Source organism: Candidatus Polarisedimenticolaceae bacterium, from assembly GCA_036376135.1.
In the GTDB taxonomy this organism is placed as follows: Bacteria; Acidobacteriota; Polarisedimenticolia; order Polarisedimenticolales; family DASRJG01; genus DASVAW01.
This window is the reverse complement of sequence record DASVAW010000019.1, coordinates 31,966-56,124: the sequence shown is the minus strand read 5'-3', so window position 1 is coordinate 56,124 and position 24,159 is coordinate 31,966. Positions and strand designations below refer to the sequence as shown.

The 24,159-nt window shown below is 71.8% G+C and carries 19 protein-coding genes; 7 read left to right on the top strand and 12 right to left on the bottom strand.

Going from position 1 to position 24,159, the window contains the following annotated elements; genetic code table 11:
- The 5 genes from hoxU (at nucleotide 1) to VF139_01835 (ending at nucleotide 3,951) form a co-directional block, all read left to right on the top strand.
- The gene (gene hoxU, locus VF139_01855; protein HEX6850122.1) at nucleotides 1-735 is read left to right on the top strand and encodes a bidirectional hydrogenase complex protein HoxU; all 735 of its coding nucleotides are present in this window, start codon (nucleotides 1-3) and stop codon (nucleotides 733-735) included.
- Complete coding sequence (locus VF139_01850; GenBank protein ID HEX6850121.1) at nucleotides 735-1,286, top strand: hypothetical protein; 552 nt, start codon at nucleotides 735-737, stop codon at nucleotides 1,284-1,286. The genes hoxU and VF139_01850 overlap by 1 nt, the downstream gene beginning before the upstream one ends.
- Before the next feature lie 20 nt (nucleotides 1,287-1,306).
- Nucleotides 1,307-2,734: a Ni/Fe hydrogenase subunit alpha gene (locus VF139_01845; protein ID HEX6850120.1), complete on the top strand. Its 1,428-nt coding sequence runs from the start codon at nucleotides 1,307-1,309 to the stop codon at nucleotides 2,732-2,734.
- On the top strand, nucleotides 2,626-3,165 hold the full coding sequence (locus tag VF139_01840) for a hydrogenase maturation protease (protein HEX6850119.1): 540 nt from the start codon (nucleotides 2,626-2,628) through the stop codon (nucleotides 3,163-3,165). Before VF139_01845 ends, VF139_01840 begins: the two co-directional genes overlap by 109 nt.
- A 156-nt stretch (nucleotides 3,166-3,321) precedes the next feature.
- Nucleotides 3,322-3,951 carry an NYN domain-containing protein gene (locus VF139_01835; GenBank protein ID HEX6850118.1) on the top strand — a complete coding sequence of 210 codons (630 nt, stop codon included), beginning with the start codon at nucleotides 3,322-3,324 and terminating at the stop codon, nucleotides 3,949-3,951.
- On the opposite strand, the gene VF139_01830 is transcribed toward VF139_01835, so the two are convergent.
- The 7 genes from VF139_01830 to VF139_01800 form a co-directional block, all read right to left on the bottom strand.
- Nucleotides 3,948-4,403 (bottom strand): GNAT family N-acetyltransferase, encoded by a 456-nt coding sequence (locus VF139_01830; protein HEX6850117.1) that lies wholly within the window; start codon nucleotides 4,401-4,403, stop codon nucleotides 3,948-3,950. The two genes, VF139_01835 and VF139_01830, sit on opposite strands and share 4 nt — an antisense overlap.
- Nucleotides 4,400-4,768, bottom strand: a complete 369-nt coding sequence (locus tag VF139_01825; protein HEX6850116.1) for a hypothetical protein — start codon at nucleotides 4,766-4,768, stop codon at nucleotides 4,400-4,402. Before VF139_01825 ends, VF139_01830 begins: the two co-directional genes overlap by 4 nt.
- 11 nt (nucleotides 4,769-4,779) lie before the next feature.
- Complete coding sequence (locus VF139_01820; GenBank protein ID HEX6850115.1) at nucleotides 4,780-8,016, bottom strand: amidohydrolase family protein; 3,237 nt, start codon at nucleotides 8,014-8,016, stop codon at nucleotides 4,780-4,782.
- Nucleotides 8,017-8,072: 56 nt separating this feature from the next.
- Nucleotides 8,073-8,756, bottom strand: a complete 684-nt coding sequence (locus VF139_01815; GenBank protein ID HEX6850114.1) for a PilZ domain-containing protein — start codon at nucleotides 8,754-8,756, stop codon at nucleotides 8,073-8,075.
- 133 nt (nucleotides 8,757-8,889) lie between these two features.
- On the bottom strand, nucleotides 8,890-10,749 hold the full coding sequence (locus VF139_01810; protein HEX6850113.1) for a 6-pyruvoyl-tetrahydropterin synthase-related protein: 1,860 nt from the start codon (nucleotides 10,747-10,749) through the stop codon (nucleotides 8,890-8,892).
- Nucleotides 10,731-12,224 (bottom strand): hypothetical protein, encoded by a 1,494-nt coding sequence (locus tag VF139_01805; GenBank protein ID HEX6850112.1) that lies wholly within the window; start codon nucleotides 12,222-12,224, stop codon nucleotides 10,731-10,733. The genes VF139_01810 and VF139_01805 overlap by 19 nt, the downstream gene beginning before the upstream one ends.
- Entirely contained in the window at nucleotides 12,221-13,225 is a 1,005-nt protein-coding gene (locus tag VF139_01800; protein ID HEX6850111.1) for an SGNH/GDSL hydrolase family protein, read from the bottom strand. The genes VF139_01805 and VF139_01800 overlap by 4 nt, the downstream gene beginning before the upstream one ends.
- A gap of 35 nt (nucleotides 13,226-13,260) precedes the next feature.
- Between VF139_01800 and VF139_01795 the strand changes: the two genes are divergently transcribed.
- The gene (locus VF139_01795; protein ID HEX6850110.1) at nucleotides 13,261-14,799 is read left to right on the top strand and encodes a hypothetical protein; all 1,539 of its coding nucleotides are present in this window, start codon (nucleotides 13,261-13,263) and stop codon (nucleotides 14,797-14,799) included.
- Nucleotides 14,800-14,812: 13 nt separating this feature from the next.
- On the opposite strand, the gene VF139_01790 is transcribed toward VF139_01795, so the two are convergent.
- Complete coding sequence (locus tag VF139_01790; GenBank protein ID HEX6850109.1) at nucleotides 14,813-16,843, bottom strand: sulfatase; 2,031 nt, start codon at nucleotides 16,841-16,843, stop codon at nucleotides 14,813-14,815.
- Nucleotides 16,844-16,870: 27 nt separating this feature from the next.
- Between VF139_01790 and VF139_01785 the strand changes: the two genes are divergently transcribed.
- Complete coding sequence (locus tag VF139_01785; GenBank protein HEX6850108.1) at nucleotides 16,871-18,538, top strand: hypothetical protein; 1,668 nt, start codon at nucleotides 16,871-16,873, stop codon at nucleotides 18,536-18,538.
- On the opposite strand, the gene VF139_01780 is transcribed toward VF139_01785, so the two are convergent.
- The 4 genes from VF139_01780 to VF139_01765 are packed head-to-tail and all read right to left on the bottom strand — an operon-like array spanning nucleotide 18,528 to nucleotide 24,152.
- Nucleotides 18,528-20,000, bottom strand: a complete 1,473-nt coding sequence (locus VF139_01780) for an NAD(P)/FAD-dependent oxidoreductase (GenBank protein HEX6850107.1) — start codon at nucleotides 19,998-20,000, stop codon at nucleotides 18,528-18,530. The two genes, VF139_01785 and VF139_01780, sit on opposite strands and share 11 nt — an antisense overlap.
- Nucleotides 19,997-21,472, bottom strand: coding sequence for a glycosyltransferase family 39 protein (locus VF139_01775; protein ID HEX6850106.1), 1,476 nt, complete (start codon nucleotides 21,470-21,472; stop codon nucleotides 19,997-19,999). The genes VF139_01780 and VF139_01775 overlap by 4 nt, the downstream gene beginning before the upstream one ends.
- Nucleotides 21,460-22,527 carry an NAD(P)-dependent oxidoreductase gene (locus tag VF139_01770; GenBank protein HEX6850105.1) on the bottom strand — a complete coding sequence of 356 codons (1,068 nt, stop codon included), beginning with the start codon at nucleotides 22,525-22,527 and terminating at the stop codon, nucleotides 21,460-21,462. The genes VF139_01775 and VF139_01770 overlap by 13 nt, the downstream gene beginning before the upstream one ends.
- Entirely contained in the window at nucleotides 22,524-24,152 is a 1,629-nt protein-coding gene (locus VF139_01765) for a glycosyltransferase family 39 protein (GenBank protein HEX6850104.1), read from the bottom strand. The genes VF139_01770 and VF139_01765 overlap by 4 nt, the downstream gene beginning before the upstream one ends.
- Nucleotides 24,153-24,159: the final 7 nt, after the last annotated feature.

Sequence of the window (24,159 nt, the reverse complement as noted above, 5' to 3'; positions counted from 1 at the left end):
ATGGCGATCGTCACGCTGACCATGAACGGCGAGGCCGTCAGCGGCAAGGACGACGAGACGCTGCTCTCGATCGCCCGCGAGCACGGCATCGAGATCCCGACCCTCTGCCAGCTCGACGGCCTGACCGACGTGGGGGCCTGCCGGCTCTGTCTCGTCGAGGTCGAGGGCTCGGCGAAGCTCCTCCCCGCGTGCACCACCCGGCCCGTCGAAGGGATGGTCGTGCGGACGGACACGGAGAGGCTCCGCCGCTACCGTCGCACGATCATCGAGTTCCTCGCCTCCGAGGGGAACCATCACTGCGCGGTGTGCGTCTCGAACAACCACTGCGAGCTGCAGGACCTCGCCTACAAGGTGGGACTGCAGTCGGTGCGGGTTCCCTACCTCTACCCGGCCAAGGACCTCGACGCCACCCACGAGCTGTTCGTGATGGACCACAACCGCTGCGTGTTGTGCACGCGATGCGTGCGGGTCTGCCACGAGGTGGAGGGGGCGCACACCTGGGACATCGCCGCCCGCGGGATTCACTGCGAGATCATCGCGGACCTCGACCAGCCCTGGGGCGAGTCCCAGAGCTGCACCTCCTGCGGCAAGTGCGTCGCCGTCTGCCCGACCGGGGCGCTGTTCGAGAAAGGCGCCACGATCTCCGAGATGGAGAAACGCACCGATTTCCTCAAGTACATCGTCACGGCCCGCCAGCGCAAGGAGTGGGTCAGCGACTTCCTCGAGGAGGAGTGATGGCCGAGTCCCCCGCCAAGCCCAGGGTCGCGACCGTCTGGCTGGGAGGCTGCTCGGGCTGCCACATGTCGTTCCTCGACATGGACGAGCGCCTCATCGAGCTCGCCGCCCGGATCGAGCTCGTCTACTCCCCCATCGCCGACGTGAAGGAGTTCCCCGCGAACGTCGACGTCGCCCTCGTGGAGGGGGCGGTCACCAACGTGGAGAACGAACACCTCGCGCGGATCATCCGCCGCCACTCGCGTTTCGTCGTCTCCTTCGGCGATTGCGCCACGACCGGAAACGTCACCGCGATGCGCAACCGCTACAGCCCCGACGAGATCCTGCACCGGGCGTACGCCGAGCTCGCCGACGGCGACCCCACGATCCCTTCCGAGTTCACCACGATCGCCAAGCTCCTCCCGCAGGCACGCCCGCTTCACGAGTTCATCCGCGTGGACGCGTTCCTGCACGGCTGCCCGCCCTCCGCGGACGAGATCTGGATGGCGGTCTGCTCCCTGATCGAGGGGAAGGTCCCGAACCTCCCCCACGTCTACCAGCGCTACGGCTAGGAACCCCAGGAGCCCCGAGCATGTCGAAGATCGTCACGATCGACCCGGTGACCCGAATCGAGGGGCACTCGAAGATCACGATCCACCTCGACGACCAAGGGAACGTCGAGGACGCGCGCTTCCACGTCAACGAGTTCCGCGGCTTCGAGAAGTTCTGCGAGGGGCGGCTGATGTGGGAGATGCCGGGGATCACCTCGCGCATCTGCGGCATCTGCCCGGCGAGCCACCTCATCACCTCGGCCAAGGCGGGGGACGACATCCTCGCCGTCGGGATCCCCGAGACCGCGGAGAAACTGCGGCGCATCATGACCCTCGGGCAGTGGGTGCAGAGCCACGCGCTGAGCTTCTTCCACCTCTCCTCCCCGGACCTGATCCTCGGGTTCGACTCCGATCCGGCGAAGCGGAACGTCTTCGGCCTGATCGCGGAGAACCCCGACTTCGCGCGTCGGGGGATCCGACTCCGCAAGTTCGGGCAGGAGGTGATCGAGGTGCTCGGCGGCCGCCGCATCCACACGCCGTGGGCGGTCGCCGGCGGCGTGCGCGAGCCGTTCGACGTGGGCCGCCGCGACAAGCTCCTCGGCTGGATCCCCGAGGTCAAGACGACGACCCGGATCGCGATCGACACGCTCAAGGGCCTCATGAAGCGGCACGCGCAGGAGATCCCCTCCTTCGGGAACTTCCTGACGCTGCACGTGGGGCTCGTCGCCGAGGACGGGGCGCTCGAGTACTACGGCGGGCACCTGCGCGTCCGGGACGCCGACGGGAACACCGTCGCCGACAGGATCGAGCCGCGCGACTACCAGACCTGGTTCGGCGAGATCGCCGAGTCCTGGTCGTACCTCAAGTTCCCGTACTACAAGCCCCTCGGCTACCCGAAGGGGGTCTACCGCGTCGGGCCGCTGTCGCGCCTGAACGTCTGCGACTACATCCCCACCCCCGAGGCCGAGAAGGAGCGGATGACGTTCCGCGAGCTCGCCGGCGAGTCGGGGGCGGTCAACAACTCCTTCCACTACCACTACGCGCGGCTGATCGAGATCCTCTTCGCCGTCGAGACGATCGAGATGCTCCTGCACGACCCCGCGATCCTCGGCGACCACTATCGCGCCAAGGCCTCGATCAACCGGAACGAGGGAGTGGGCTGCTCGGAGGCGCCCCGCGGCGTGTTGTTCCACCACTACAAGGTGGACGACGACGGCGTGTTGCTGAAGGTCAACATGCTCATCGCGACCGCGCAGAACAACCTCGCGATGAACCGCGCGGTCCGCCAGCTCGCGCGAACGCACCTCAACGGCGTCCAGCTCACCGAGGGGCTGCTCAACCGCCTCGAAGCGGGGATCCGATGCTTCGACCCGTGCCTGTCCTGCTCCACCCACGCGATCGGAACCATGCCGATGCAGGTGCGACTCGTGGGACCCGGCGGCGAGGTCCTGGCGGAGCGCTCCCGCTGAGGCCCGCGCTCGTCGTCGGGATCGGGAACGTAACCCGCGGGGACGACGCGGCGGGCATCCGCGTCGCCGAGCGGGTCGCGCGCCTGCGGCCCCTCGCCGACGTGATCGCGGTGCAGCAGCTCGTTCCCGAGATCGCCGAGCGCATGGCCGAGGCCGACGTCGCCGTATTCGTGGACGCGTCGGCGAGCGCACGCGAGCTGACGCTCTCCGACGTCGTCGCGGATCCGACCTCGACGTCGACGCACGTCGGCTCGCCCGGCGCCCTGCTCGCGCTCTGCGAGGCGCTGTACGGGCGCCGCCCGGAGCGGGTGGTCCTCCTCGAGATCCCCGGGCGCGACTTCGGGTTCGCAGAGACGTTGTCCGACGGGACGTCCGAGGCGCTGCACGGGGCGGTGGAGCGGGTGCTGGAGATGATCGAGGGTTGCGGATAGGTAACGCTTCGCTGCCGCACGGCCCTTGACTGCGGGAGGAGCGGGGGCGATACTCCGCGCGCAAACCCGCCCCAAGGAAACGTCCTCATCCAAGTTGGGTTCCGACAGGAACTCACACGTTCCGCGGGGCACCTCCGCCTCCTCCGCGGAGCCGTCATGTCCGGAGTGAACCGATACGCCATCCTGCTGGACGGTGAGTTCGTCAAGAAGACGCTCGCGAGGCGCGCGAGTCGATTTCCGACGTTCGAGGAGGTCCGCGCCGAGATCGATCGGATCGCATCGGTTTCGGACCTCTCGGGCGAACAGCTCTACCGCGCGTTCTATTACACCGCGGATCCGGTGGGGGGAAGAACTCGGAACCCCATGAGCGGGGATTGGACCGACCTCTCGGCCAACGAGACGTTCCGACGAAACGCCAGGCTCATCTCCCAGCTCGAGTTCTCTCCGGACGTGGCCGTACGGCGCGGGGTGCTGGCGCAGTTCGGCTGGGAAATCACGAAGCGACGATTCCGAGAGATCCTCTCGGGTGGCTCCCCCAGGATAGAAGCCGTCGACCTCCAGCCGAAGATCCAACAGAAGGGCGTGGACATGCGAATCGGGCTCGACATGGCGTCGCTGGCATTGAAACGCCTCGTCGGATCCGTGGTCGTCGTTTCTGCGGACTCCGACCTCGTTCCGGCGATGCGGCTCGCGTGGCGCGAGGGCCTACGGGTGTACCTGGACACGCTGGCGACGACGCACGTGAAGCCGGAACTCAAGGCCCACGCCGATCGCGTGATCGGCTAGAGCCCCCGCCGCATCCCGCGGTTGCACCGCGTCGAGAGGTGCTCGGGCTCGTACTCCTCGAACCCGTTCTGCTTGTACATCGCGATCGCTTCCGCGAGCCGGTGATGGGTCTCGAGGATCATCGTCGAGAAGCCCAGCGCCCGGGCCGACGCGAACGCGTCCTCGAGCATCCTCCTGCCGAGACCGAGACCGCGGTATTCCGAGAGCAGGTACATCTTCCGGAGCTCGCAGGTGTCGGCCGAGACGCGGAAGATGCCGTAGGACCCGACGATCGCCCCGTCGTCCACGAGCACCTTGAAGACCCCTCCCGCGTACGCGCGTTCGAGGTCGAGGACGTCCGCGTCGGTCCCCGCAGGGTCGGTCGTGAGGTCGTACTCCGAGAGCACCCGGTTGACGAGGTCGAGGATGACGGGGCCGTCGGCGGGGACTGCGTCTCGAAGCTCGACGCTCACTTGATCCAGTCCGGCAGCACGTAGGGTTTCCCGGGAATCCCGCCGAGCGCGACGATCGTGGCCCCCTCGGGACCGGGGACGATCTTGCGTGTCTCGGCGGGCCCGACGCGCGCGATCGAGCCCGGCGTCAGCGGCCACGACGAGCCCCCGGCGGTGAGCGTGGCGCTCCCCGCGGTCACGACGTAGACCTCCTCCTGTCCCGTCGAGGTCTCGTCGTGCTCGGGATAGTCGGCCCAGTTCGGGGGCATCCGGAGCACGTTGATCCCGAACGACGAGATCCCGAGACCCTTCCCGACGAAGATGAACCCTCCCTGGTTCTCGTAGCTGGGAAGCTCGTCGAGCCGCCTGACCTGAACGTCGGCCATGGGTACCTCCCTCAGCGCTTGGGCAGCGCCAACTCGTCGGGAGTGTACGCCCGCCCGTTCTTGACCACGAGTCGGACCGTTTCCGTGTTCTCGATCCGCTCGAGCGGGTTCTTGTCGAGGACGACGAAGTCGGCGAGTTTCCCCGCTTCGATCGACCCGAGGTCGCGGTCGAGGCCGAGGGTCTGCGCCGGGTGGAGCGTCCCCACCCGCAGCGCCTCGAGCGGGGTCATCCCCCCCTGGACGAACGCCCACAGTTCCCAGTGGGGGCCGAGTCCCTGCATCTGGCCGTGGCCGCCCAGGCACACGCGCCCTCCGGCGTCGACCACCTTCTTCGCCGAGGCGGCGACGTCCAGGTGGTGCCAGTCGGCCGGGTCGGTCGCCATCACGCCGCGGATGCGGCCGACGGAGTCCACGATCGACTGCGGGACGAACTTCTGCAGGCGCTCGTCCTTCCACAGGTCGTAGTGCTGGTGGAACCACTTGTCGCCGGAGATTCCTCCGTACGCGACGAGCAGGGTCGGCGTGTAGGCGGTTCCCGACTTCGCGAAGAGGGTGGTGACGTCCTTGTACAGCGGGGCGATCGGCAGGGCGTGCTCGATCGTCGTGTGGCCGTCGAGGATCATCCCGACGTTGGTCTCGAGGTCTCCGCCCCCTTCGGGAACCACGAGCATGTCGAGCTTGCGGGCGGCGTCGAGGATCCACTGCCGCACGTCGCGCCTGGGCTGCATGTACGACTTCACCGAGAACGCGCCGAGGGCCTTCAGGCGCTCGAGGTGCTTGGCCGCGTCCTCCTTCTTGTCGATCACCGCCTTCCCGGGGAGATTCGCGCCGTAGAGGATGAACCCCGTGGAGAAGATCCGAGGCCCGGTCATCCGCCCCGCTTCGACCATCTCGGCCTGGGCGAAGACCTCCTGCGTCGAGGCCGAAGGGTCGTGCGTCGTCGTGATGCCGTAGGCGAGGTTCGCGGCGTATTTCCAGGGCCTCTCCGGGAACACGTCGAGCGTCGAGTAGTGCAGGTGCGCGTGTTCGTCGATCAATCCGGGGATGATCGTGGCGCCGGTGAGGTCGACGACCCTGGCGCCGGCGGGGGGCGCGGCGGCTCCGACCGCGACGATGCGGTCGTCCTTCACGACGATCGTGCCGCGTTCGAGGACCTCGTCCCCCTTCATCGTCACGACGCGCGCGCCGGTGTAGGCGACCGTCCCCGATGGCTTCGCGCGGGGGAGGGTGAGCGTGATCTCGATCGCCGTGGCCTCGGGGAGCTTCGACTTCTCGTCCTTCTTCGACTCGTCCTTCTTCGCGTCGTCTTGCTTCGCGTCGTCCTCGGCCGGAGGTTTCGGCTCCGGCAGCGCCTTGTCGAGCGCGACGCGCTTGTAGACCGGCCCGTAGATCCACGTGACGGTCTTTCCGCCGTCGGCCCAGTTCACCCACTCGCCCCCCGCGTCGGTGAGGCGCGCGACCGGAACCGGTGCTCCCGAGGCCGCGAGGTCGATCGTCTGCGCGTCGAGCGCGGGCATCGCGGCGACGAAGGCGTCGTGGAGCTCGTTGTAGACGACGAAGCGGCCGTCGGGGGAGACGACCGCCTCCTCGCCCAGGGCGAATCGCAGGTGCGCGCGCCGGTCGGTGCCGTCCTCCTTCACCGAGACGAGGGCCGCGCGCGGCGGATCTCCGGGCTTCGCCGGCGACTCGTCGTCGACGAACAGGATCCGCTCTCCCTTCGCGTCGTACATCGGTCGCGGCATGCGCCGGTTCGGGCCCCGGTTCTTCGCCCCCGTCACGTATCGGGACTCGCCCCCGGAAGCCGGGACGACGCGCACCTCGTGCCAGAGCTCGTTGCCCAGGTCGTCGCCGCGGAAGGTCGCACCGCTCGAGGCGAGGTAGACGATCCGCGTGCCGTCGGGGGAGAACGACGGGTTGGCGTAGTGGCCGGGCCGGCCGGTCACCTTCTTCGCGGCCCCGCCCCGCGCGGGCATGGTCCACACGTTCCCGCCGTCGCCGTCGTTCCAGGTCACGAAGGCGAGGGTCGAGCCGTCTCGCGAGAAGGCGGGGGCGTACTCGAGGTCCGCGCTCTGCGTGAGGCGCTCGGGCTTGCCGCCCGGAAGGTCCATCCCGTAGAGGTGCCCGGCGGCGGAGAAGACGAGGCGCTTGCCGTCGGGGGATTCGACGGGCCAGCGGACGATCCGGACGCGGACGTCCCCCTCGCCGATTCGACGGGGTTGGCGCACGGTCTCGGCGATCCGCTGATCGACCTTCGCGGTGAAGGGGACCGCGGCCCGGGTGCCCGTCGCCGCGTCCCAGCGCCAGACCTTGCCCTCGGCGGTCGCGACGATCCCCTTCGAATCCGGGGTCCAGGCGAACCCGGGGAAGACGCCGTGGAAGGCGAACCCTTCCTGGTTGTCGCGCTGCACGTCGTCCGCGACGACACGCGTCCGGCCGGTGGCGAGGTCGAGGACCTCGAGCCGGGTCTTCGCCCTCACGCGCCGGACGAAGGCGAGCGACGCGCCGTCGGGGGAGGGGGTCGGCGCCGCGGAGCCGCCGAACTCTCCGGTGAGGGGGATCACCTGCCCCGTGGTCCGGTCGTACCGCTTGACCTGCCAGATTCCCTCGTTGACGTTGCGGTCGTACCGGTACCGGGCGTCGCGCGCCGAGAAGTAGAGGTAGCGGCCGTCGCGCGAGAAGGCGGGATCGGCGGCGTCGGGCTGCTCCTCCTTCTTGGTGACCTGCAATCCTTCGCCGCCGCGCAGGTGCCACATCCACAGCTCGACGGCCCCGATGGAGGAGGCGTCGGTCAGGCGCTTGCGCCCGACGAGCCACTGGCCGTCCGGGGTCCACGCCGGCGCGGAGACGGTGGACCCCTTCTCGGTCGAGACCTGGCGCGCGTTCCCGCCGTCGGCGTCGGCGATCCAGAGGTTCTCGAGCCCTCCGCGGTCGCTCGCGAACGCGATCCGCTTCCCGTCGGGAGCGAAGCGGGGCTGAACGTCCATCGCCGCGCCGCTCGTGATCCTCCTGGCCTCGCCTCCGCCGGCGGGCATCACGTAGAGGTCGCCGAGGAGCGAGAAGACGATCGTGGAGCCGTCGGGGGACAGGTCCAGGTGCAGCCAGGTCCCCTCGTCGGTCGTGAAGCTCAGGGGCCGGGTCGGGCCGTGCGGAGCATCGACCTTCCAGGGTTTCTCGTCGGCGGCCTCCTCGGCGGCGAGGGCCGGAACGACGAGCGCGAGCGGGAGCAAGGCGAGCGTGAAGCGGCGCATGCGAACCTCCGGGAACGCGGCCCGTACGGTCCGCGGCCGCCAGAGTTTCGCCGAAGTCAGGGAAGCGACGCCACGAAGTTCGTGTAGATCTCCGGAGCCTCCACCAGGCGCAGCCCCATCCCCATCGGCCGCCCGAACTCGTGACGGGCCCGCCGCCAGACGACGTAGCCGTGCAAGGTGACCGTGTGCCCGAGGATGTCGAAGTGCATCCGGACGGGCTCGCCCGGATCGAGGGGGCTCGGCGTGGCGACGCACATCCCCTCGCTCGAGACGTTGACCGTCTGGGCGAGCGTCGAGGGTCGCGCGGCGCCGAAGCGGACCGGCAGGCACTTCATCTTGCGGGGCGAGTGTTGGCGCGCGTGGGGATGACGCAACGCCCGGGCGCCGCGCCGCCGCACCGTGCCCGCCGGGGCGCGGGCGGGCTCGTGCGAGGTCGCCGACTCGACCGGCTCGAGCCCGTCGCGCCGGAGCCATCCCATCCGGCGAACGTGGGCCTCGATGTACTCGATCGCCCGGCGCTCGGCCTGCTGCGGGGACTCGGCGAGGAACTTGATCGTCGTCCCGCCGCCCGGTTCCGCCCACAGCACGTTCGGGTAGGTGAGGATCCGCGAACGCCAGAGATCTCCCGACGGCGCGACGAGAACGCCGATCGCTTCGACGCCCCGCGGGGTCTCCACGTGGACGCGCCACCCGTGCCGCTCGGGGCCCGTGGCCGGAGCTTCGCGGTCGTTCTGTCGCATGTTGCCGCTCCCGTCGGATCCCCGACGCGTGAGTTGGCAACGGCGATGCCAGCAGTACGGAAACGAGTTCCGGGAAATTCCGGGAACCGAAGGGCTCGGGGGACACGAATTCGCAGGGTGGATTCCGGTTCCGTCAGGGGAGTCGGCGAAGCGCCAGCACCCACGCGGCGAAGGCGAGGACGGCCGCGACGCTCGCCGCCTCCGCGGCGCCCCGGACGGGGGTGCGTCCGAACCGAACGAGGACCGGCGATCCCTCACAGGGGGTGAGGTCGAGGACGATCCGACCTTCGGCGTCCGTCGCGATGACGAGTTCGCGATCCGCGCATCGCGCCGTCCAGCCCGGGAACTCGTGGAGCGCGAGCGCGACCCGTCCCGCCCCGTTCGGGGCGATCCGCCACGACGCGCTGCGTCGCTCGAGGACGCGGGGCGCGGCGCCGCCGTCGAGGACCTCGAGCTCGGGAGGCGACTGCACCTCCGGCGGGGGCAGGTACTCCTGCCCGGGGTCGCGCGGCGGGATCGCCTCGACGGTCCGCGGCAGGTAGTCGTCGCGCGCCGCGGTGCGCCGGATCCCGAGGCGCACGCGCTCGGGGGCGAGGTCCGGCTCGGCGATCGGGACGATCGCCGGCTCGTGCCGGAAACGATGGTGGAACGGGACCGCCGTCCACGGGAGGGCGGCGACGAGGAGCATCGCCGCGACGGCGGGGGCGGCGTCGCCCCGCCGCCGCCGCCACGACAGGCCGACCGTCGCTCCGGCGAGCGCGTATCCGGCGGCGACGAGGGCGTACCAGCGGTTTCCCTCGACGAGGGCGAACGCGGTCGTGATCGCGGCGGGCGCGGCGGTCGCCGCGGCCACGACGCGTGCGGCCGGAGCGGAGGCGCTCCCCACCGCGACGAGCGCGGCGAGGCCCAGGGCCGCCGGGGCGAGCAGGCGCCACGGGAACTGCACGAACTTCATCGGCGCGACCGCCTCCCACACCGGGCGGGCGATCTGCAGCGTGAGGATGAGGGAGATCCCCGCCGTCGCGACGCCGAACCCCGCGAGGCGCCGCGTCCGCCCCGGAGGAAGGCGTCGCCAGAAGAGCACGGCGCCGACCAGGGCGGCCGCGTGGACCGGTCCGATCTGGAACGCCATGTCGTCCCGCGTGCCCGCGAACGAGCCGTGGTACCCCCACAGCGGCGAGAGCCACTGCCAGGCCGCAAGGAAGTGATCGCGGAAATCGAAGAAGAGGATCCCCTTCGCGCTCTCGACGTGGACGAATTTCTTCTCGGCCAGCGCGGGGAGCCAGTGCCACGCCGAGAGCGCCGCACCGACGAGCCCTCCCGCGGCGACGTGCACCGCGCAGCGCCCCGCGGCCTCGCGGTCGCGCGAGGCGAACGCCCACGCGGCGACCCAAGGCGCGACGAGAAAGGCCGTCACCGAATGGGCGAGGACGAGCGCCGCCGAGGCGAGGGCGAGGCAGGGGGCGCCGCCACGCGTGCGGCGCGCGGCGCGCCCGGCGGCGAGGAGGACGAGCGGCACGAGGGCCCACGCGAGCCCCGCCGGGGGATCACCCTTCACGTGGATCTCGACGGCGTGCATCGGGGCCAGGGCCCACGCGAGCCCGCCGACGGCGGCCGCCGGAGGTGGAAGGCTCTCGCGCAGCCACGCGTACATCGTCGGCCCCGCCGCCGCCGCCGCCGCGATCGAGACGGCCTTCGTCGCGACCACGAACCCCGGCCCGAGCGCGTGGACCGCCGCGATCAGGTAGAAGACGAGCGGGTGGTAGAAGACGAAGTGGGGGATCCCGCGGCCGCCGAAGAGGTCGGGGAGCCAGCGCACGGGGAACTGCCCGTCGCGCAGCGCCAGGTCGAACTGCGCGGCGTTGTAGAGGGCGTAGTGGCCGTCGTGGGTGTCGTAGACCCAAGGGAGCGCGAGCGGCCAGCACAACACGACCGCCGCCGCGGCGAACGCCCACGGGATCCACCGCGGGGTCGTCACTCCGGGGGCGACCACGCCAGGTCCCTCCGCTTGTAGAAGGCGAACCAGAGGCGCCCCCCCGGCGCCGCGATCCGCGTCGCCTCCAGGACGTACTCCGCGGCGAGACGTGGATCGGCGGCGATCTGGTCCTCGGAGTCGAGCTCGGTGCCGATCGCGCCGCCGGGAGGGTCGGGGGCGAGGTAGACCCCGCCCATCAGGATCAGGCCGGGCCGCCGCTCGAGAATCGACGCGCCGTTCCCCTTGGCGTGACCGGGGAAGCGGAAGCGCCCCGCGATCGGAGAGCGCCCGACGGCGGCGTCGGTGAGGCCGAGCATGTCGATCGTCGGGAGCCCCGACTCCCACGGAAGGGCGCCGACGTAGTTCACCGCGATCACCGTTCCCGGCGGGACGTTGGCCTTCATCCATCGACCGACCGTGCGCATCTTCGCGGTGAAGTCCTTGCCGGTCTCGTATTCGAGCAGGACGTCCGGGCGCGCGTCGTAGGCGACGAGCCCGATCCCGACCACCGACCCCGCGGCGAGCACGAGCCCCCGCCACCGCGCGGTCGACGCGCGCGCGATCCCCCACGCCGCGACCGCGCTCGCGATCGGGAGGACCGGAAGCCAGAAGCGGTACCCCGGGAAGGCGTCCCCGCCGATCCAGACGATCCACGCGCTCCACACCGCGCCGAGGACGGCGAGATCGAAGGCGGCCGGGTCGGCGGAGCGGCGGCGCGCGCTCGCCAGCGCCGCGGCCCCCGCGGCGAACACGAGCGGCAGGTGGGTCTCCACGAACAGCCGTGCGGAGCCGAGGCCGAACAGGATGCGTCCGAAACCCCCGCCGGTCTTCGCATGGAAGGTGTTCGGGAACAGGGCACCGTAGTACAGCAGGCGCGCCGCGAGCAGCGGCACCGCGCACGCCGCGAAGACGGAAAGAACTTCCCACGAGCGGCGGCGCTCGCGCCGCGCGAAGGCCAGCGCGGCGAGCACGACGACGACCATCGCCGCCTCGGGGCGCGTCCAGAACGCCGCGCCCAGCCACCCCCCCGCCGCGCGCGGGCTCCCGCCGACCCAGGCGGACAATCCCGCCGCGAGCAGCGCCAGGAACAGCGAGGTCTCGAGGCCGTGCACGGACCACATCGCGAAGCCCGGGTGCAGGGCGAGGAGCGCCGGCGCGAGCAGCGCGGGCCAGCCCGGCGCCACGCGTCGCGCGAGCGCGTGGGTGGCGGCGATCGCCGCGAGCCCGAACGCGACGCCGAACGCGGGGACGAGCGACAGGTAGTCGAATCCCGCGGCGCGCCCGGCGGCGAGCAGGAGCAGCCACAGCGGGCTCGTGAACCCCTCGACGCGCTCGCCGGGGTTGAAGACCGGGCCGTGCCCCGCGAGCAGGTGATCGGCGTAGCGAAAGACGATGAACGCGTCGTCGATCACGCTGTCGCGGAAACCCGCGCAGGCGAGAACGAACACCAGGGCGGCTCCCGTCAGCAGGACGGCCCGGATCGCGCGGCTCATCGGGGGAGCGCTCCCTCGACCGCCTCGGCGAGCACGTGATGACCCTCCGCGCTGGGATGGATGCCGTCGCGCGAGAACAGCCCCGCCGAGGCGAACCGGTCGGACGGGTCGAGGAACGCCGCACCGTGCTTCTCGGCGGCGTCGCGGGCGAGCGCGGCCCAGCGCGCGTGGTCCTCGATCGCGTCCCTCGCCGAGGGGGTGAAGCCGAGATCGAGCAGGTAGGAGGGGAAGTCCGATTCCCGCAGCCCCGAAGGGAGCGCGAGCACGAGCACGCGGGCTCCGGACCCGGAGGCGGCGGCGAGGAGCCGATCGAGCGTCTCGCGGTAGTCCGACGGCGGCACGCGGCGCGTCGCGCCCGGGGGGGCGGGGCCGGGTTCGGCGGACGCCGCCGTTCCGAGAATCGCGTGTGCGGCCTGCGCGAGGCGAAGCCGCGACAGTCCCAACTCGAACGCCGCTCGGCCGCGGGAGGGGACCGTCCGCGCCGAGTCCGGAAGGCCGCCCTTCGCCACCCAGTGGTCGTTCCAGCCGTACGCGACGACCACGACATCGGGGCGGAGCGGGGCGACGTCGCGCGCCCACTGCCGGCTCCCCTGGACCACGGTGTATCCGGGCACGCCGAAGTTGAGGACCTCGGCGCCGGTCCGATCGGCGAGGATCTCCGGCCACGCGACGGCGCCGCCGAACGCGACGGAGTCTCCGAGGACCGCGATGCGCGTGCGTCCGGCGGGTCGGGGATCGAGCGGCACCGGACCGCGATACCCCAGGGGGTTGATCGCCACCGACGCCTCCGCGTCGAACTCGGACCCGGGGCGCAGCCGCCAGAACAACTCGGGATCCGGCGTGAACACCGACCCGATCTCGCGCGGGTCGGGGTACCCGAAGCGGAGCGAAACCGGGGTGATCTCGCGTTCGAAGCCGGCGAGACGGAGCGCCCCTTCGAGGAGCACGAGCACGCCGAACGCGACGGCGGTGCTGACGGCGACGTGGGCGACTCGCTGCACCGTGCCAGTCTACCGATCGTGATAGGGTTCGCGTCGTGCTCGAACGACGGAAACCGGATCTTCTTCTCGCCGCCGCCGTCCTGACCGTCGCCATCCCCACGATCCCCGAGCAGGCCAGAGACGTCGACGTTCTCCTCTACATGTCCGCGGCGGCGCGCGCGCACGCCGAGGGAGCGCTTCCCTACGTCGCCGCGTGGATCGAGAAGGGGCCGCTGGCCATGGCGGGGTTCCAGGCCCTCGAGGCGACGTTCGGGCCGTATCCGATCCTCGCCGTCTTCCTCACGTGGCTCGCCCTCGCGATGGCGGGGGCGTTCGCCGTCCGTGCGCTCGCCCGCGAGCTCGGCGCCGGGACGTGGCCGTCCGTGGCCGCGGGGCTCGTCTTCGTCACCTGCCTCCCGTCGGTGGGCGGAACCCCGAACACCGAGCTCCCCGCAGCCGTCGCGGCGACCGCGGCCACGATCGTCTGGCTTCGCACGCGCGAGGGAGGAGCCGCGGGGGCGATCGTCGCGGGTCTCCTCGCCTCGGCGGCGCTGCTGTGCCGGCAGAACGCCGGGGTGGTCTGGGCCGTGCTCGCGGCCTGCGACCTCCTGGCGGGACGACCGCGCCGCGCGATGGGGCTGACCCTCGGCTTCGCCGCGCCCGTCGCCGCCGTCGCCGCCCTTTACGCCGGCGCGGGGGCGTGGGAGGCGTTCCGCTTCTGCGTCTGGGACTACAACCGCGACGTGTACGTCGCCGCCACGCACGTCACCGCGGAGCGGATGCTCCGCAGCCCGCTCGCCGCCTGGGAGAACTTCCTTCGCCCCGTGCTCGCGGCGTCGATCCCCGGCGGGGCGGGGATCGCCCTCGCGGTGGCCCGATTCCGCCGGGAGCCGGCGCCGGCGATCGTCGCCGCGCTCGCGCTGGCCGCCACGCTCGCGATGTTTCCGGGGCTGCGGTTCTTCTCGCACTACTTCGCGCTGGCGCTGCCGTTCTGGGCGGCGCTCGCGGGTTGGATGGTCTCCCGCGTCCCCGGCAGGGGACGGAAGCTCGTGGCGGGCACGGTCGGGGCCCTGCTGCTCGCGCAGGCCTGGGGGCTCCCGTGGGGCCGAGGGTTCGAGCGGACGAACGCGCGCGTGCGCGCGTCGGGGAGCAAGGCCCTGACGATGGCGGTCTACTGGCCCGGTCGCGACGGCCTTGCCGCCGAAACGGCGGGCTGGCTGCGCGACCGATCGCGCGGGGGAGATCGCCTGTTCGTCTGGGGCAAGCGGCCCCACCTCTACGTCTACTCCGGGCTGGTCCCGGCCACGCGCTTCGTGACGTGCACGTTCCTCACCGGGCTCGTCCCGTGGGAGCGCGTCGCCCCGCACGAGGACACGACCCCATGGATCGTCCCGGGGTCTTGGGACCTCCTCCTCGCGGATCTCGAGCAGGAGCGCCCGAGGTTCATCGTCGACGCCTCTCAGGACCACCTCTTCGGCGACGGCGCGTACGCCGTCGACCGGTTCCCGCGCCTGCGGGCCTTCCTCGACGCGGGGTACGCGATCGCGTACGAGGCCGGGACCGGCGACCGGATGATCGTCTGGGAACGTCGGTAGGGACCGCCCCGCCTTACGGGAGGTACCCCAGGCTGCGCAGGCGTCGGAGCGTCTCGTCGTCGAGCGGAGGTGCCTGCGCGGGGGCCGCGGGCGATCCGTAACTCGCGAGCAGGCGCGCGAGCGCGTCCTCGAGCGCGCGGAACGCGGCGGGAGGGCCGCCGCCCTCGGCGAGGTTGCGCGCTTCGCCGGGATCGGCGGCGAGGTCGAACGCCTGGTGCCGGCCGTCGCCGGCGAAGATCCACTTCCGGTCGGAGTCCCTCAGCATGTACAGCCGGCGGTCCCACGGAGCGGGGTCGATCTTCAGGCTCGCGCGGATCTGCTCGAGGATCGGCAACGGGCGGTCGTACACCGCGAGGGTGTACGTGCGCTCGCTCCGATCCCACGGCTCGCCGGGAAACGTCTGCGGGAGGCCGGCGAAGCGTTCGACCCACCCGGGGACGTCCTCGAGGCTCGCGGAGTCCCGGCGCACCGTCCCCTCCGCGATCGCCGCGGGAAGCCGCAGGATCGCGGGAACACGCACGAGGGAGTCCCACAACCCGAGTTGGTGATCGAGGGGCGGGTGGTCGCCGAGGTTCTCGCCGTGATCGGAAACGATCACGATCAGCGTCCGGTCGAGCCGCCCGGAGCGCTCGAGGGCGACGATGATCCGGCCGAGCAGCGCGTCCGCGTAGGCGACCTCCGCGGCGTAGAGCCGTCGCAGTCCTTCGATCTCCCGCGGGGGGCGACGGCGATCGGGAAGGAGATCCTCGAGACGATCCTGAGGGATCGCTTCGAGCTCCCGGGCGGTCCACCCGTCCCCGGCGAGGGCCGCGCGGTAACGGGTCGGCGGGTCGTAGGGGAGGTGAGGCTCGAGCAGGTTCAAGAACGCGAACGCCGGGCGTCCGTCCCCCCGTGCCAGCCAGCGCAGGAGCTCGCTCGTGAGCTGGCGGCCGCGTTTGTCCTCGAAGAGCAGCGCCCCCTCCGCGCGCGCGAACAGGGACGGGAAGAACCGGACCGGCCACGGGGGGCGGGGGGCACGCGACGCGTCCGCCTCGACGAAGGTCTCGAACCCCCGGTCGAGACCGAGCTCCCGCGACACCCAAGGGTTCGCCGAGAACCCCGCCGTCCGCCATCCCGCGTCGCGCAGCCGCTCGGCGAGGGTCGGGGGCCCGTCCTTCAGCCCTCCGCGTTCCCACCCCGCGCCGTGCGCGAGCGGGTTGAGGCCGGTGAACAGCGACGCGTGCGCGGGGAGGGTCCAGCACGACGTCGAAGTCATCGAGGTGAACCGCGCGCCGTCCTTCGCGAGGCGCGCCAGGTGGGGCGTGGGGAAGGGGGAGCCCGCCGCGGCGGGAACGTGGTCGGCGCGCAGCGTGTCGAGCACGACGACGAGCACGTCCGGCAAAGTCGACGAAGCGATCCGCGGAAGCGCGGCGTCCATGGGGCGTCCGAGCGTGATCGCCGCTCCCGCGGCGACCGCGGGGATCGCCAGGACGCAGACGACCGCGGGGCGCCCGAGGACCGCCGGGCGCCCGGCCGCCAGCGCCGCAGCCGCCGCGAGCGCGACGACGCCGGTGACGACCGCGAGTCCTCCCGCCGAGCCGGGCGGAACGTCGAGCGCACGCATCACGAAGCGGGATCCCGCCGCGGCGAGGACGATCCCGGCCGGGAGCAGGGTCGCGCGGGCGGGGTCGGGCGCTCCGCCCGGGAGCGTCCGCGCGAACCCGACCGCGAGTCCGACCGCCAGCGCGACGCCGATCGCCGTCGTTGCCGAGGCCTCGGGGAGGGGAGGCAATCCGTCCGCGAGCAGGATCAACGCGCCCAGCGCCGCCGCGACCCCCGCCGAGAGCGCCGCCGCCGCCAGGCGTCGGTCGCGCGGGGCGAGCCACGTGACGAACGCCGCCCCGACGAGGGCGCCGATCGCGATCTCGAGCATCGCGACCCCTCCGGCGAAACGGGCGATCCAGGGGCGCGCGGACCCCGCGCTCTGGAGCGTGCGCAGCAGCCCCACGAGCGACGCCAGAAGGAACGGCGCGGCACCGCACGCGAACCAGGCGAGTCTGTCCATGGCCGCGGAGCGTAACATTCGCCGGCGATGCACGAACGTTCCGGGTGGGCCTTCGGGTTGGGGCTGGCGGGGATCGTGGGGACGATCCTCGCGCTGGGCGTCTGGCACCTGCTCGGCCCCGAGGAGCGCCTCGCGTTCCTCTTCTACGACGACGCCTACTACTACTTCGGGGTCGCGCGGAACCTCGCCGCCGGGTCGGGGAGCACCTTCGACGGGCTCCATGCGACCAACGGCTACCATCCGCTCTGGTGCGGCCTGATCGTCCCCCTCGCGGGGCTTTGGGACGACCCCGGGCGCGCGGTCCGCGCCTTCGCGGCGTTGTGGTTCCTGATCGCGGCGGCGGTGCCGCTCGCGCTGGCGTGGGCGCTGCGCCCGCGCACGGGGCCTTCGGGGGCTATGCTCGGCGCCGCGATCTTCGCGCTCCACCCCTGGATCGCGATCGGGCTCGCGCGGCCCAACGGGCTCGAGACCCCGCTCTACGCGCTGGGGCTCGCGCTCGGGGCGGGGGCCTGGGAACGGATGCTCGCCGAGCGCGACGTCCCCGGGCGGTTCCCCCCGAAATCCGCTCTGGCGCTGTTCGGGCTGCTCCTCGGAGCGGTCGTGCTCGCCCGGCTCGACGGCGGGGCGTTCGCCGTCGGCTCGGCGGTCCTGCTGTTCGCGCTGACGCGGCGCGTGATGCCGGTCGTGGTGATGGCGGCCGCGGCGACGGTCGTCGCGGGGCCGGTGCTCGCCTGGAACGCGGCCGCTTTCGGAAGCCCCGTGCCGGTCAGCGGGAGGATCGTCGCGCTCGAGGCGGCGAAGGAGCGGACGCAGCTCGGCGGCGCCGCTTCGGCCGCCTGGGTGAAGCGCCGCGCGCGCCACGCGGTCCTCGACATCCCGCGCGAGCTCGGCGCGGGCGCGGTGCGCGGCGCCGCGTCCCTCGAGTCCGGGCTGAAGGGGCGGCGTGCGGCGGTCGCGATCCTCCTCGTCGGCGCTGTGGCCGTCCCCGCGGCTCTTTCGGCGCGCCGCCGGTTCCGCCCGCGCGTCGGGGACGCCGTAGGCTGGCTGCTGGTCGGCGGGGCGATCCACCTCGCCGCCTACGGTGCCTGGTTGTGGACGCCGGGGGAGGCGCGGTATCGCCTCTACTACTTCATGCCCGAGGCGCTCGCCCTCGCTGCGGCGCTCGCCGCCGCCGCGGGGCCTGCGTTCGACGCGGTCGTCCGCCTGCGCCCGGCGAGGGTGACCGTGGGGGCCTTCGTGCTCGCGGCGCTGGTCGCGCACCTCGCGGGTGAGTCGATCCGCGCGGGCGACGCGGTGGGGGCGGGGGACGGGGCGGTCGCGGACCGGTTCGTGTACGGCTGGATCCGCCGCACCCTTCCCGCCGACGCCGTGCTCGGCGCCCGCGACGCGGGGAAGCTCGGCTGGTTCTCCGGCCGGAAGGTGGTGAACCTCGACGGCCTCATCAACAACGCCACGCTCTACGCGGCGATCCGCGACGGGGAGGTGGACCGGTGGATCGCCGATTCCCCGATCGACCACGTGCTGATGGACCGCGACTGGCTCGAAGGATGGGACCCGTCCCGGCCGGAGGAGCCTCCGCGGGAGCCGGGCGGGTTCGGCGAGGTGATGTGGAAGCTCTCGCGCAGGCCGGGGATCGCCGTCCGCGAGGTCCCGGGGGCGACCGAGAACTGGGCGGTGATGAAGATCAGGCCTTGACGCGCCCGGGGACCGAACGGAGCCCCGTCTCGCCTCCCGCCTCGCCTTCCTCGTGGTACTCGGCGTCCTGGTTCACGCGCCAGACGTCCCAGGTCTCGCGTCCCGCGACGATGTTCTCGACGGTGAGCAGCGCCGTCATCATCGCGTGGTCCTGGTTGTTGTACTTGTGCATCCCGTTGCGGCCGACGAGGTGGAGGTTCGGGTAGTCCCGCGCGATCGCCTCGCGGACCGTCGCCACGTTCGCGGCGTAGGCGTCGTCGTACACCGGGTAGGCCTTCCGCTGGCGGACGACGCAGCCGTCCACCACGTCCCCCGGCTGCGCGAGGCCGAGCTGGATCAGCTCCCGCGTCGCGAGCGCGATCAGGTCGGCGTCGGCGGAGGTCCAGGTCCCGTCCCCCTCGAAGCAGAAGTACTCGAGGCCGTAGCAGGCGAGGGAGGGGTCGGGGACCATCTGAGGGGACCAGGACTTGAAGTTCTGCACCCTGCCGACCTTCACCCCGGGGTCGTGGATGTAGATCCAGTTGTCGTCGAAGGCGTCGCGTTCCTTCAGGATGAGGGCGACCGTGATGAAGTCGCGGTAACGCAGCGCCGCCGCGGCCTTCGCGGCCAGCGGCCCGGGCGCGGGCGTCAGTCCGGCGAAAAGCTCCCGGATCGGAGCGGACGAGATCACGTGCGTGCCGCGGAACCGCTCCTCGCCGCAAGCCACCGTCCACGTCGCGGACGCCGCATCCCACGCGAGGGACGTCGCGTGCCGGCCGAGGAGCACGGCGCCCCCCATCGCCTTTACCTTCGTGGCGGCGGCTTCCCACATCATCCCGGGGCCCAGGCGCGGATAGCGGAACGAGTCGATGAGCGTCTTGATCACCGCGGTGCGGTCCTTCGGCTCGCGGCGCGGGAACAACGCGTTCTGCACCGCGGTCCACAGCGACAGGCCCTTGATCCGCTGCGCGGCCCAGTCGGCCGAGATCTCGCTGCAGGGCATCCCCCAGACCTTCTCGGTGTACGTCTTGAAGAAGATCTCGAACAGGCGCCGGCCGAACTGGTTGACGACCCAATCCTCGAAGCTCTTCGGCGACGGGTGCGGCATCAGGCGCGCGAGCCCGTACGAGGCGACGCATCGGACCGCTTCGAGGACACCGAGATTCGAGAGGGCCTCCCCCGCCTTGAGGGGGTAGGAGAAGAACTTCCCGCCGTAGTAGATCCGCGACGAGCGGGGACGCTCGAGGAAGTCGTCGCCGAGGATCTCGGTCCAGAGGTCCTCGACCGCCTTCGACTTCGAGAAGAACCGGTGCCCGCCGATGTCGAAGTAGAACCCCTTGTACCGGATCGTTCGCGAGATCCCGCCCACGTACTCGGGGTCGGCCTCGAGCACCGTCACCGCGATTCCCCGCTTGGCGAGGGCGTAGGCGGCGGTGAGCCCGGCCGGGCCGGCGCCGAGCACGACGACGCGGGGGGCGGTCACGGGGCCTCCTTCGGAACGTAGAGGTAACGGGTCGGCTCGAGGAAGACCCACGACTGGCCGATCGTGAACGTGTCGAGGAGGCGGTAGCGCTCGGCGAGCGCGCGCCGCGCGGGGCCCGAGATCCAGAGGGTCGTCCACTCGCGGTCGTTGAGCTCCTCGAGGGGACGGTTCAGCACGACGGCGCCGTAGGCCCCCTCGCGAATCCCCTTGGCGAGGACCTCGGGATCCCACGCGCCGTTGCCGACGAGGATCGAGTAGACGAGCGGGTCGGCGACGGTGACCGGGCGTTCGGCCGAAAGCAACATGCCGACGTCCTGGGCGAGGACCGGTCGCCCCTCCGGCACCTTCGCGCGAAGCCACGCCGCGGCGTCGAGGCGCGTGTTGGACGGGGTGAGGTTCAACGCGCGCTCGCGGAAGAGCGGGCGCATCTCCCAGCCCAGGTGGGCGAACAACACGAGGGAGAGCGAGGCCAGCGCGAACTCGTTCGCCTTCGGGTGCGCCTCGAGGTCCACGAGCAGGATCGCGACGAGGATCGCCGCGGCGAGCGCCGGCGGGAAGAAGCGGGGGAAGTTCGCGTCGGTGACGATGGCCAGGACGATTCCGGTGAGAAGGTAGACGCCCAGGAAGTTCCTGCGCGGGAAGAACACCGCCGCCGCGATTCCCGCGAGGAACGTGGCGAGGCTCCACGGCGAGCCGAAGAAACGCTCGGCGTTGGAGACGACGACCCACGGGGTGTCCGCGTCCTTGCTGACCGTCCCCAGGACCGTCGCGCTCCAGAATCCGCCGTCGCTCCACCAGGTCCACAGGCCGAACAGCGCGAGGATCGGGCCCCACGCCAGGGCCGCGTACCGCGCGGCGCGAAGGGGGCCGCGGTTGCGGTCGAGCGCGACGTCCAGGAGCACCGCGACGAGACCGACGAACATCACCTGCTTGACGCACCAGGCCGCGACGAACCACGGGATCGCGCCGTACCCGTCCCGTCCCGCCCGCCGCGCGGCGAGATACGTGCCGATGCCCACCGCCTCGAAGAAGATCCCCGGCGCGTCCACCCGGTGGGCGGTCCCCCAGAACGCGACCGCGTAGAAGGACAACCAGACCGAGCCCGCGATGAACCCGGCCCAGGTCCGTCCGGTCTCGCGGCGCGCGATCCAGCCCGCCGCGCAGGCCGTGAGGACCGTGAAGAGGACGGAGACGAGCCGCCCCGCGAGGAACCCCTCGCCGGTCACCGTCTGGACGGCGCGCGTGAACAGGTAGTAGAGCGGGGTGTAGTGCGCGATCGCGAACGGGGCGTCCGTGAGGCGGTCGGGCGCCCACAGGTCCCGGCCGTGCGCCCAGGTCTCCGTCGCGAGGCGGACCGCCCCTTCGGAGACGACGACCTCGTGCGGGTAGAGGAGGGTACGCCCGGCGATCGCGGCGAAGGCGGCGAGCGACAGGGCGAGCAGCGTGGCGAAGGCGAGCCTCAGGACAGCCACTTCACGAGTCTCAGGACGCCCATCTTCGCCGTCTGGCGGTGGGCCGCGAGCCCCTCGGCCCTTCCCGGCCTGTGTTCGGCGTAATGGCGGTACGCCTCCCGCAGCATCTCGTCGTTGGCCAGGGTCGGCTTCCAGCCGAGTTGGGACCGCAGGCGCGTCGTGTCGAAGACGAAGGTGCCGTTGATCAGCCTCGCGTGGTAGGGGCCGAGCGGGGAGAGGCCGAGCTTGAAGAGCAGCTTCAACGTTCCGATCGCGGGGCCCTCGGGGAGGCTGAACAGGCGCGACCGCGACCCGGCCTCGTCGATCACCGCCTGGTAGACCTCGCGCAGCGTCTTCACCCGATCGCTTCCCACGTGGTAAACGTGGGATCCGGGCGCCCGCGACGCCAGCAGGCACGCCTCGCAGAGATCGGGGGCGTACACGAAACCGTAACGGTTGGAGCCGTCGCCCACGAGGTAGACGCGGCGACCCTCCTCCACGAACTCGAAGAGGATCGAAAGCAGGCCGAGGCGTCCCGCCGAGACGATCGTCGGGCACCGGATGGCGTCGGCATCGAGGCGGTCGGCCAGCGACTGGAGCACCCGCTCCCCTTCGAGCTTCGACTTCCCGTAGGGCTCGATGGGGCAGACCGGCTCGTCCTCCGTCACGAGGTGCGGATATTCGCGCCCGAAAACGCAGATCGTCGAGGTGTAGACGAGCTTGCGGACGCCGTGCGCGATCGCGGCGAGGGCGACGTTGCGGGTCCCCTCCACGTTCGAGTCCCAGAGATCCTCGGGGTCCGGTTTCTCGTGCCCCATGAGCGCCGCGCAGTGGAAAACCGCGTCGAACGGCCCCTCCTTCGCGAACGCGTCGAGGACGGCGTCGGCGTCCCGAAGATCCGCGCGGACCGTGACGATCCGGGGATCGGGCTCCGGGGGAAGGAGACGATCGAGGCCCACGACCTTGATCCTTCGGTCGGCGAGCCACGTCGCGAGGACTCCGCCGAAATACCCCGCGCTCCCCGTGACGAGGACGCGGCGCGGCTCGGGCCCGAGGGGGAGCCGAGGAGCCGTCACGGCGCGCACCCCGCGGTCCCGGCGGGAAGGAACCGGAGCTCGCGGAACGCGAAGTCGAGGCACCCCGGCCCCGGAAGCTCGGCGGTCCACAGTTTCCGGCCCGACGCGGGGTCGTAGAGGACTTCGCGCAGCGGCAGGGCATCGACCGGCCAGAAGGCGACGTACTCGGGGTCGTAGAGGACCACGCGGCGCACCTCGTCGGGAAGGCGCAGGGGGTCGCCGACCGGCACCGCCCGCGAGCCCGGCTCGTACGACAGCGTCCGGTCGCGGAAGCTCGGAACCCACGCGTCCGCGGCGTCCTTGAACAGCGGGAAGAGGCCGACCACGCGGTACTCGGGCAGGAACCACGCGACGTGGAAGGCGTCGTCGTACGCCAGGACGACCGTCGAGGCGGGGTCCGGCACCGTCGACTTCAGAACCGCGTCGCGGCGGGCGAGGTCGACGTTGCGCTCCAGAAGGCGCGTGCCGCTCGGGTACGGATCGGGGAGGCGCCACTCCCCGAATCGAACGGGGAGCAGGAACAACGCGAGGTTCAAGGCGAGCCCGGCCACGACGAACGCCCGCGCGACGGGACCGACCGGCGCGGTGGGGTCGAGCGGGCGCCGTCCCTCGAGCCATCGGCGCGCGAGCGGGACCGCGGCGGTCGCCGCGAGAATCGCCGACGGGGCGAGGAGGAGTACCCCGAATCGCGGCGCCCAATCGTAAACGGCGTGGAAGACCAGCGTCGGGAGCGCCCACGTCGCGAGGAAGGGGCCGGCCCCGGGAAACGGCGGCCTCCCGGCGATCGTGCCGACCAGGCCCACGAGGAACGGCAGAAGGAACAGTCCCAGGCCCAGGACCGCGCTCGCCCCCATCGCCGCAGCCTGGTGCGGGATCTTCCCCCAGCCTCCGCCGAGGATCTTCGTGCCGACGACGACGTCGGTGAAGAACGAGGCGGTCGTCTCCCGATAGGCCGCAAGGCCTCCGGACAGCCCCGCCACGATCGCCGTCCAGCCCAGCCACGAGGCCGCGAGCACCGCCGCGCCGCCGACAAGGCGCCCTCTCGGGTGCCGCCATCCCGCGTACAGCCAGAGCGGCGCGACCAGCACCGCGAAGGTGGAACGGTATCCGAAGGCGAGTCCGAGGAGGATCGTGAGCGCCCAGAACGCCGCGGGGGAGTGCGGCTCCCTCGCGCGTCGCGCCACCCACGCCACGATCAGCGACAGCGCCGCCTCGCCGGTCGAGGGCATCGCGATCCCCCCGAAGAACCAGAAGAGCGGGCTGACGGCGAGGATCCCCGCCGCCAGCCAGCCGGCGGGCTCCCCGCCGACGTCGCGTCCGAGAAGATAGGCGAACAGGAAGGCGACTCCGCTGAGCAGCGCCGACAGGAGCGCGAGGGAGGCGGGCGGGTCCTTCACGACGGCGTCGATCCCCTTCGCCATGCCGACGTAGAGGGGGTTCCCGGGGGGGTGCGGGCGGCCGACCGTGATGTCGTAGCGCTCGAGCGCCATCGCGTAGCGCCCTGAATCGGAGATGAACAGGGTGGTGTCGCGGAACGGAAGGCGCGTCGCCAGGGCCAGGAGCACGAAGGCAAGACCGAGCAGCACGATCCCGGCGGGGCCACGCGCGACGGACGGCACACTCATCGGCGGC

Excerpts from the sequence above, each read along its gene's own strand:
- hoxU (HEX6850122.1), top strand. The coding sequence starts at position 1 with ATGGCGATCGTCACGCTGACCATGAACGGCGAGGCCGTCAGCGGCAAG.
- VF139_01850 (HEX6850121.1), top strand. The coding sequence starts at position 735 with ATGGCCGAGTCCCCCGCCAAGCCCAGGGTCGCGACCGTCTGGCTGGGA.
- VF139_01845 (HEX6850120.1), top strand. The coding sequence starts at position 1,307 with ATGTCGAAGATCGTCACGATCGACCCGGTGACCCGAATCGAGGGGCAC.
- VF139_01840 (HEX6850119.1), top strand. The coding sequence starts at position 2,626 with ATGCTTCGACCCGTGCCTGTCCTGCTCCACCCACGCGATCGGAACCAT.
- VF139_01835 (HEX6850118.1), top strand. The coding sequence starts at position 3,322 with ATGTCCGGAGTGAACCGATACGCCATCCTGCTGGACGGTGAGTTCGTC.
- VF139_01825 (HEX6850116.1), bottom strand. The coding sequence starts at position 4,768 with ATGGCCGACGTTCAGGTCAGGCGGCTCGACGAGCTTCCCAGCTACGAG.
- VF139_01820 (HEX6850115.1), bottom strand. The coding sequence starts at position 8,016 with ATGCGCCGCTTCACGCTCGCCTTGCTCCCGCTCGCGCTCGTCGTTCCG.
- VF139_01815 (HEX6850114.1), bottom strand. The coding sequence starts at position 8,756 with ATGCGACAGAACGACCGCGAAGCTCCGGCCACGGGCCCCGAGCGGCAC.
- VF139_01805 (HEX6850112.1), bottom strand. The coding sequence starts at position 12,224 with ATGAGCCGCGCGATCCGGGCCGTCCTGCTGACGGGAGCCGCCCTGGTG.
- VF139_01790 (HEX6850109.1), bottom strand. The coding sequence starts at position 16,843 with ATGGACAGACTCGCCTGGTTCGCGTGCGGTGCCGCGCCGTTCCTTCTG.
- VF139_01785 (HEX6850108.1), top strand. The coding sequence starts at position 16,871 with ATGCACGAACGTTCCGGGTGGGCCTTCGGGTTGGGGCTGGCGGGGATC.
- VF139_01765 (HEX6850104.1), bottom strand. The coding sequence starts at position 24,152 with ATGAGTGTGCCGTCCGTCGCGCGTGGCCCCGCCGGGATCGTGCTGCTC.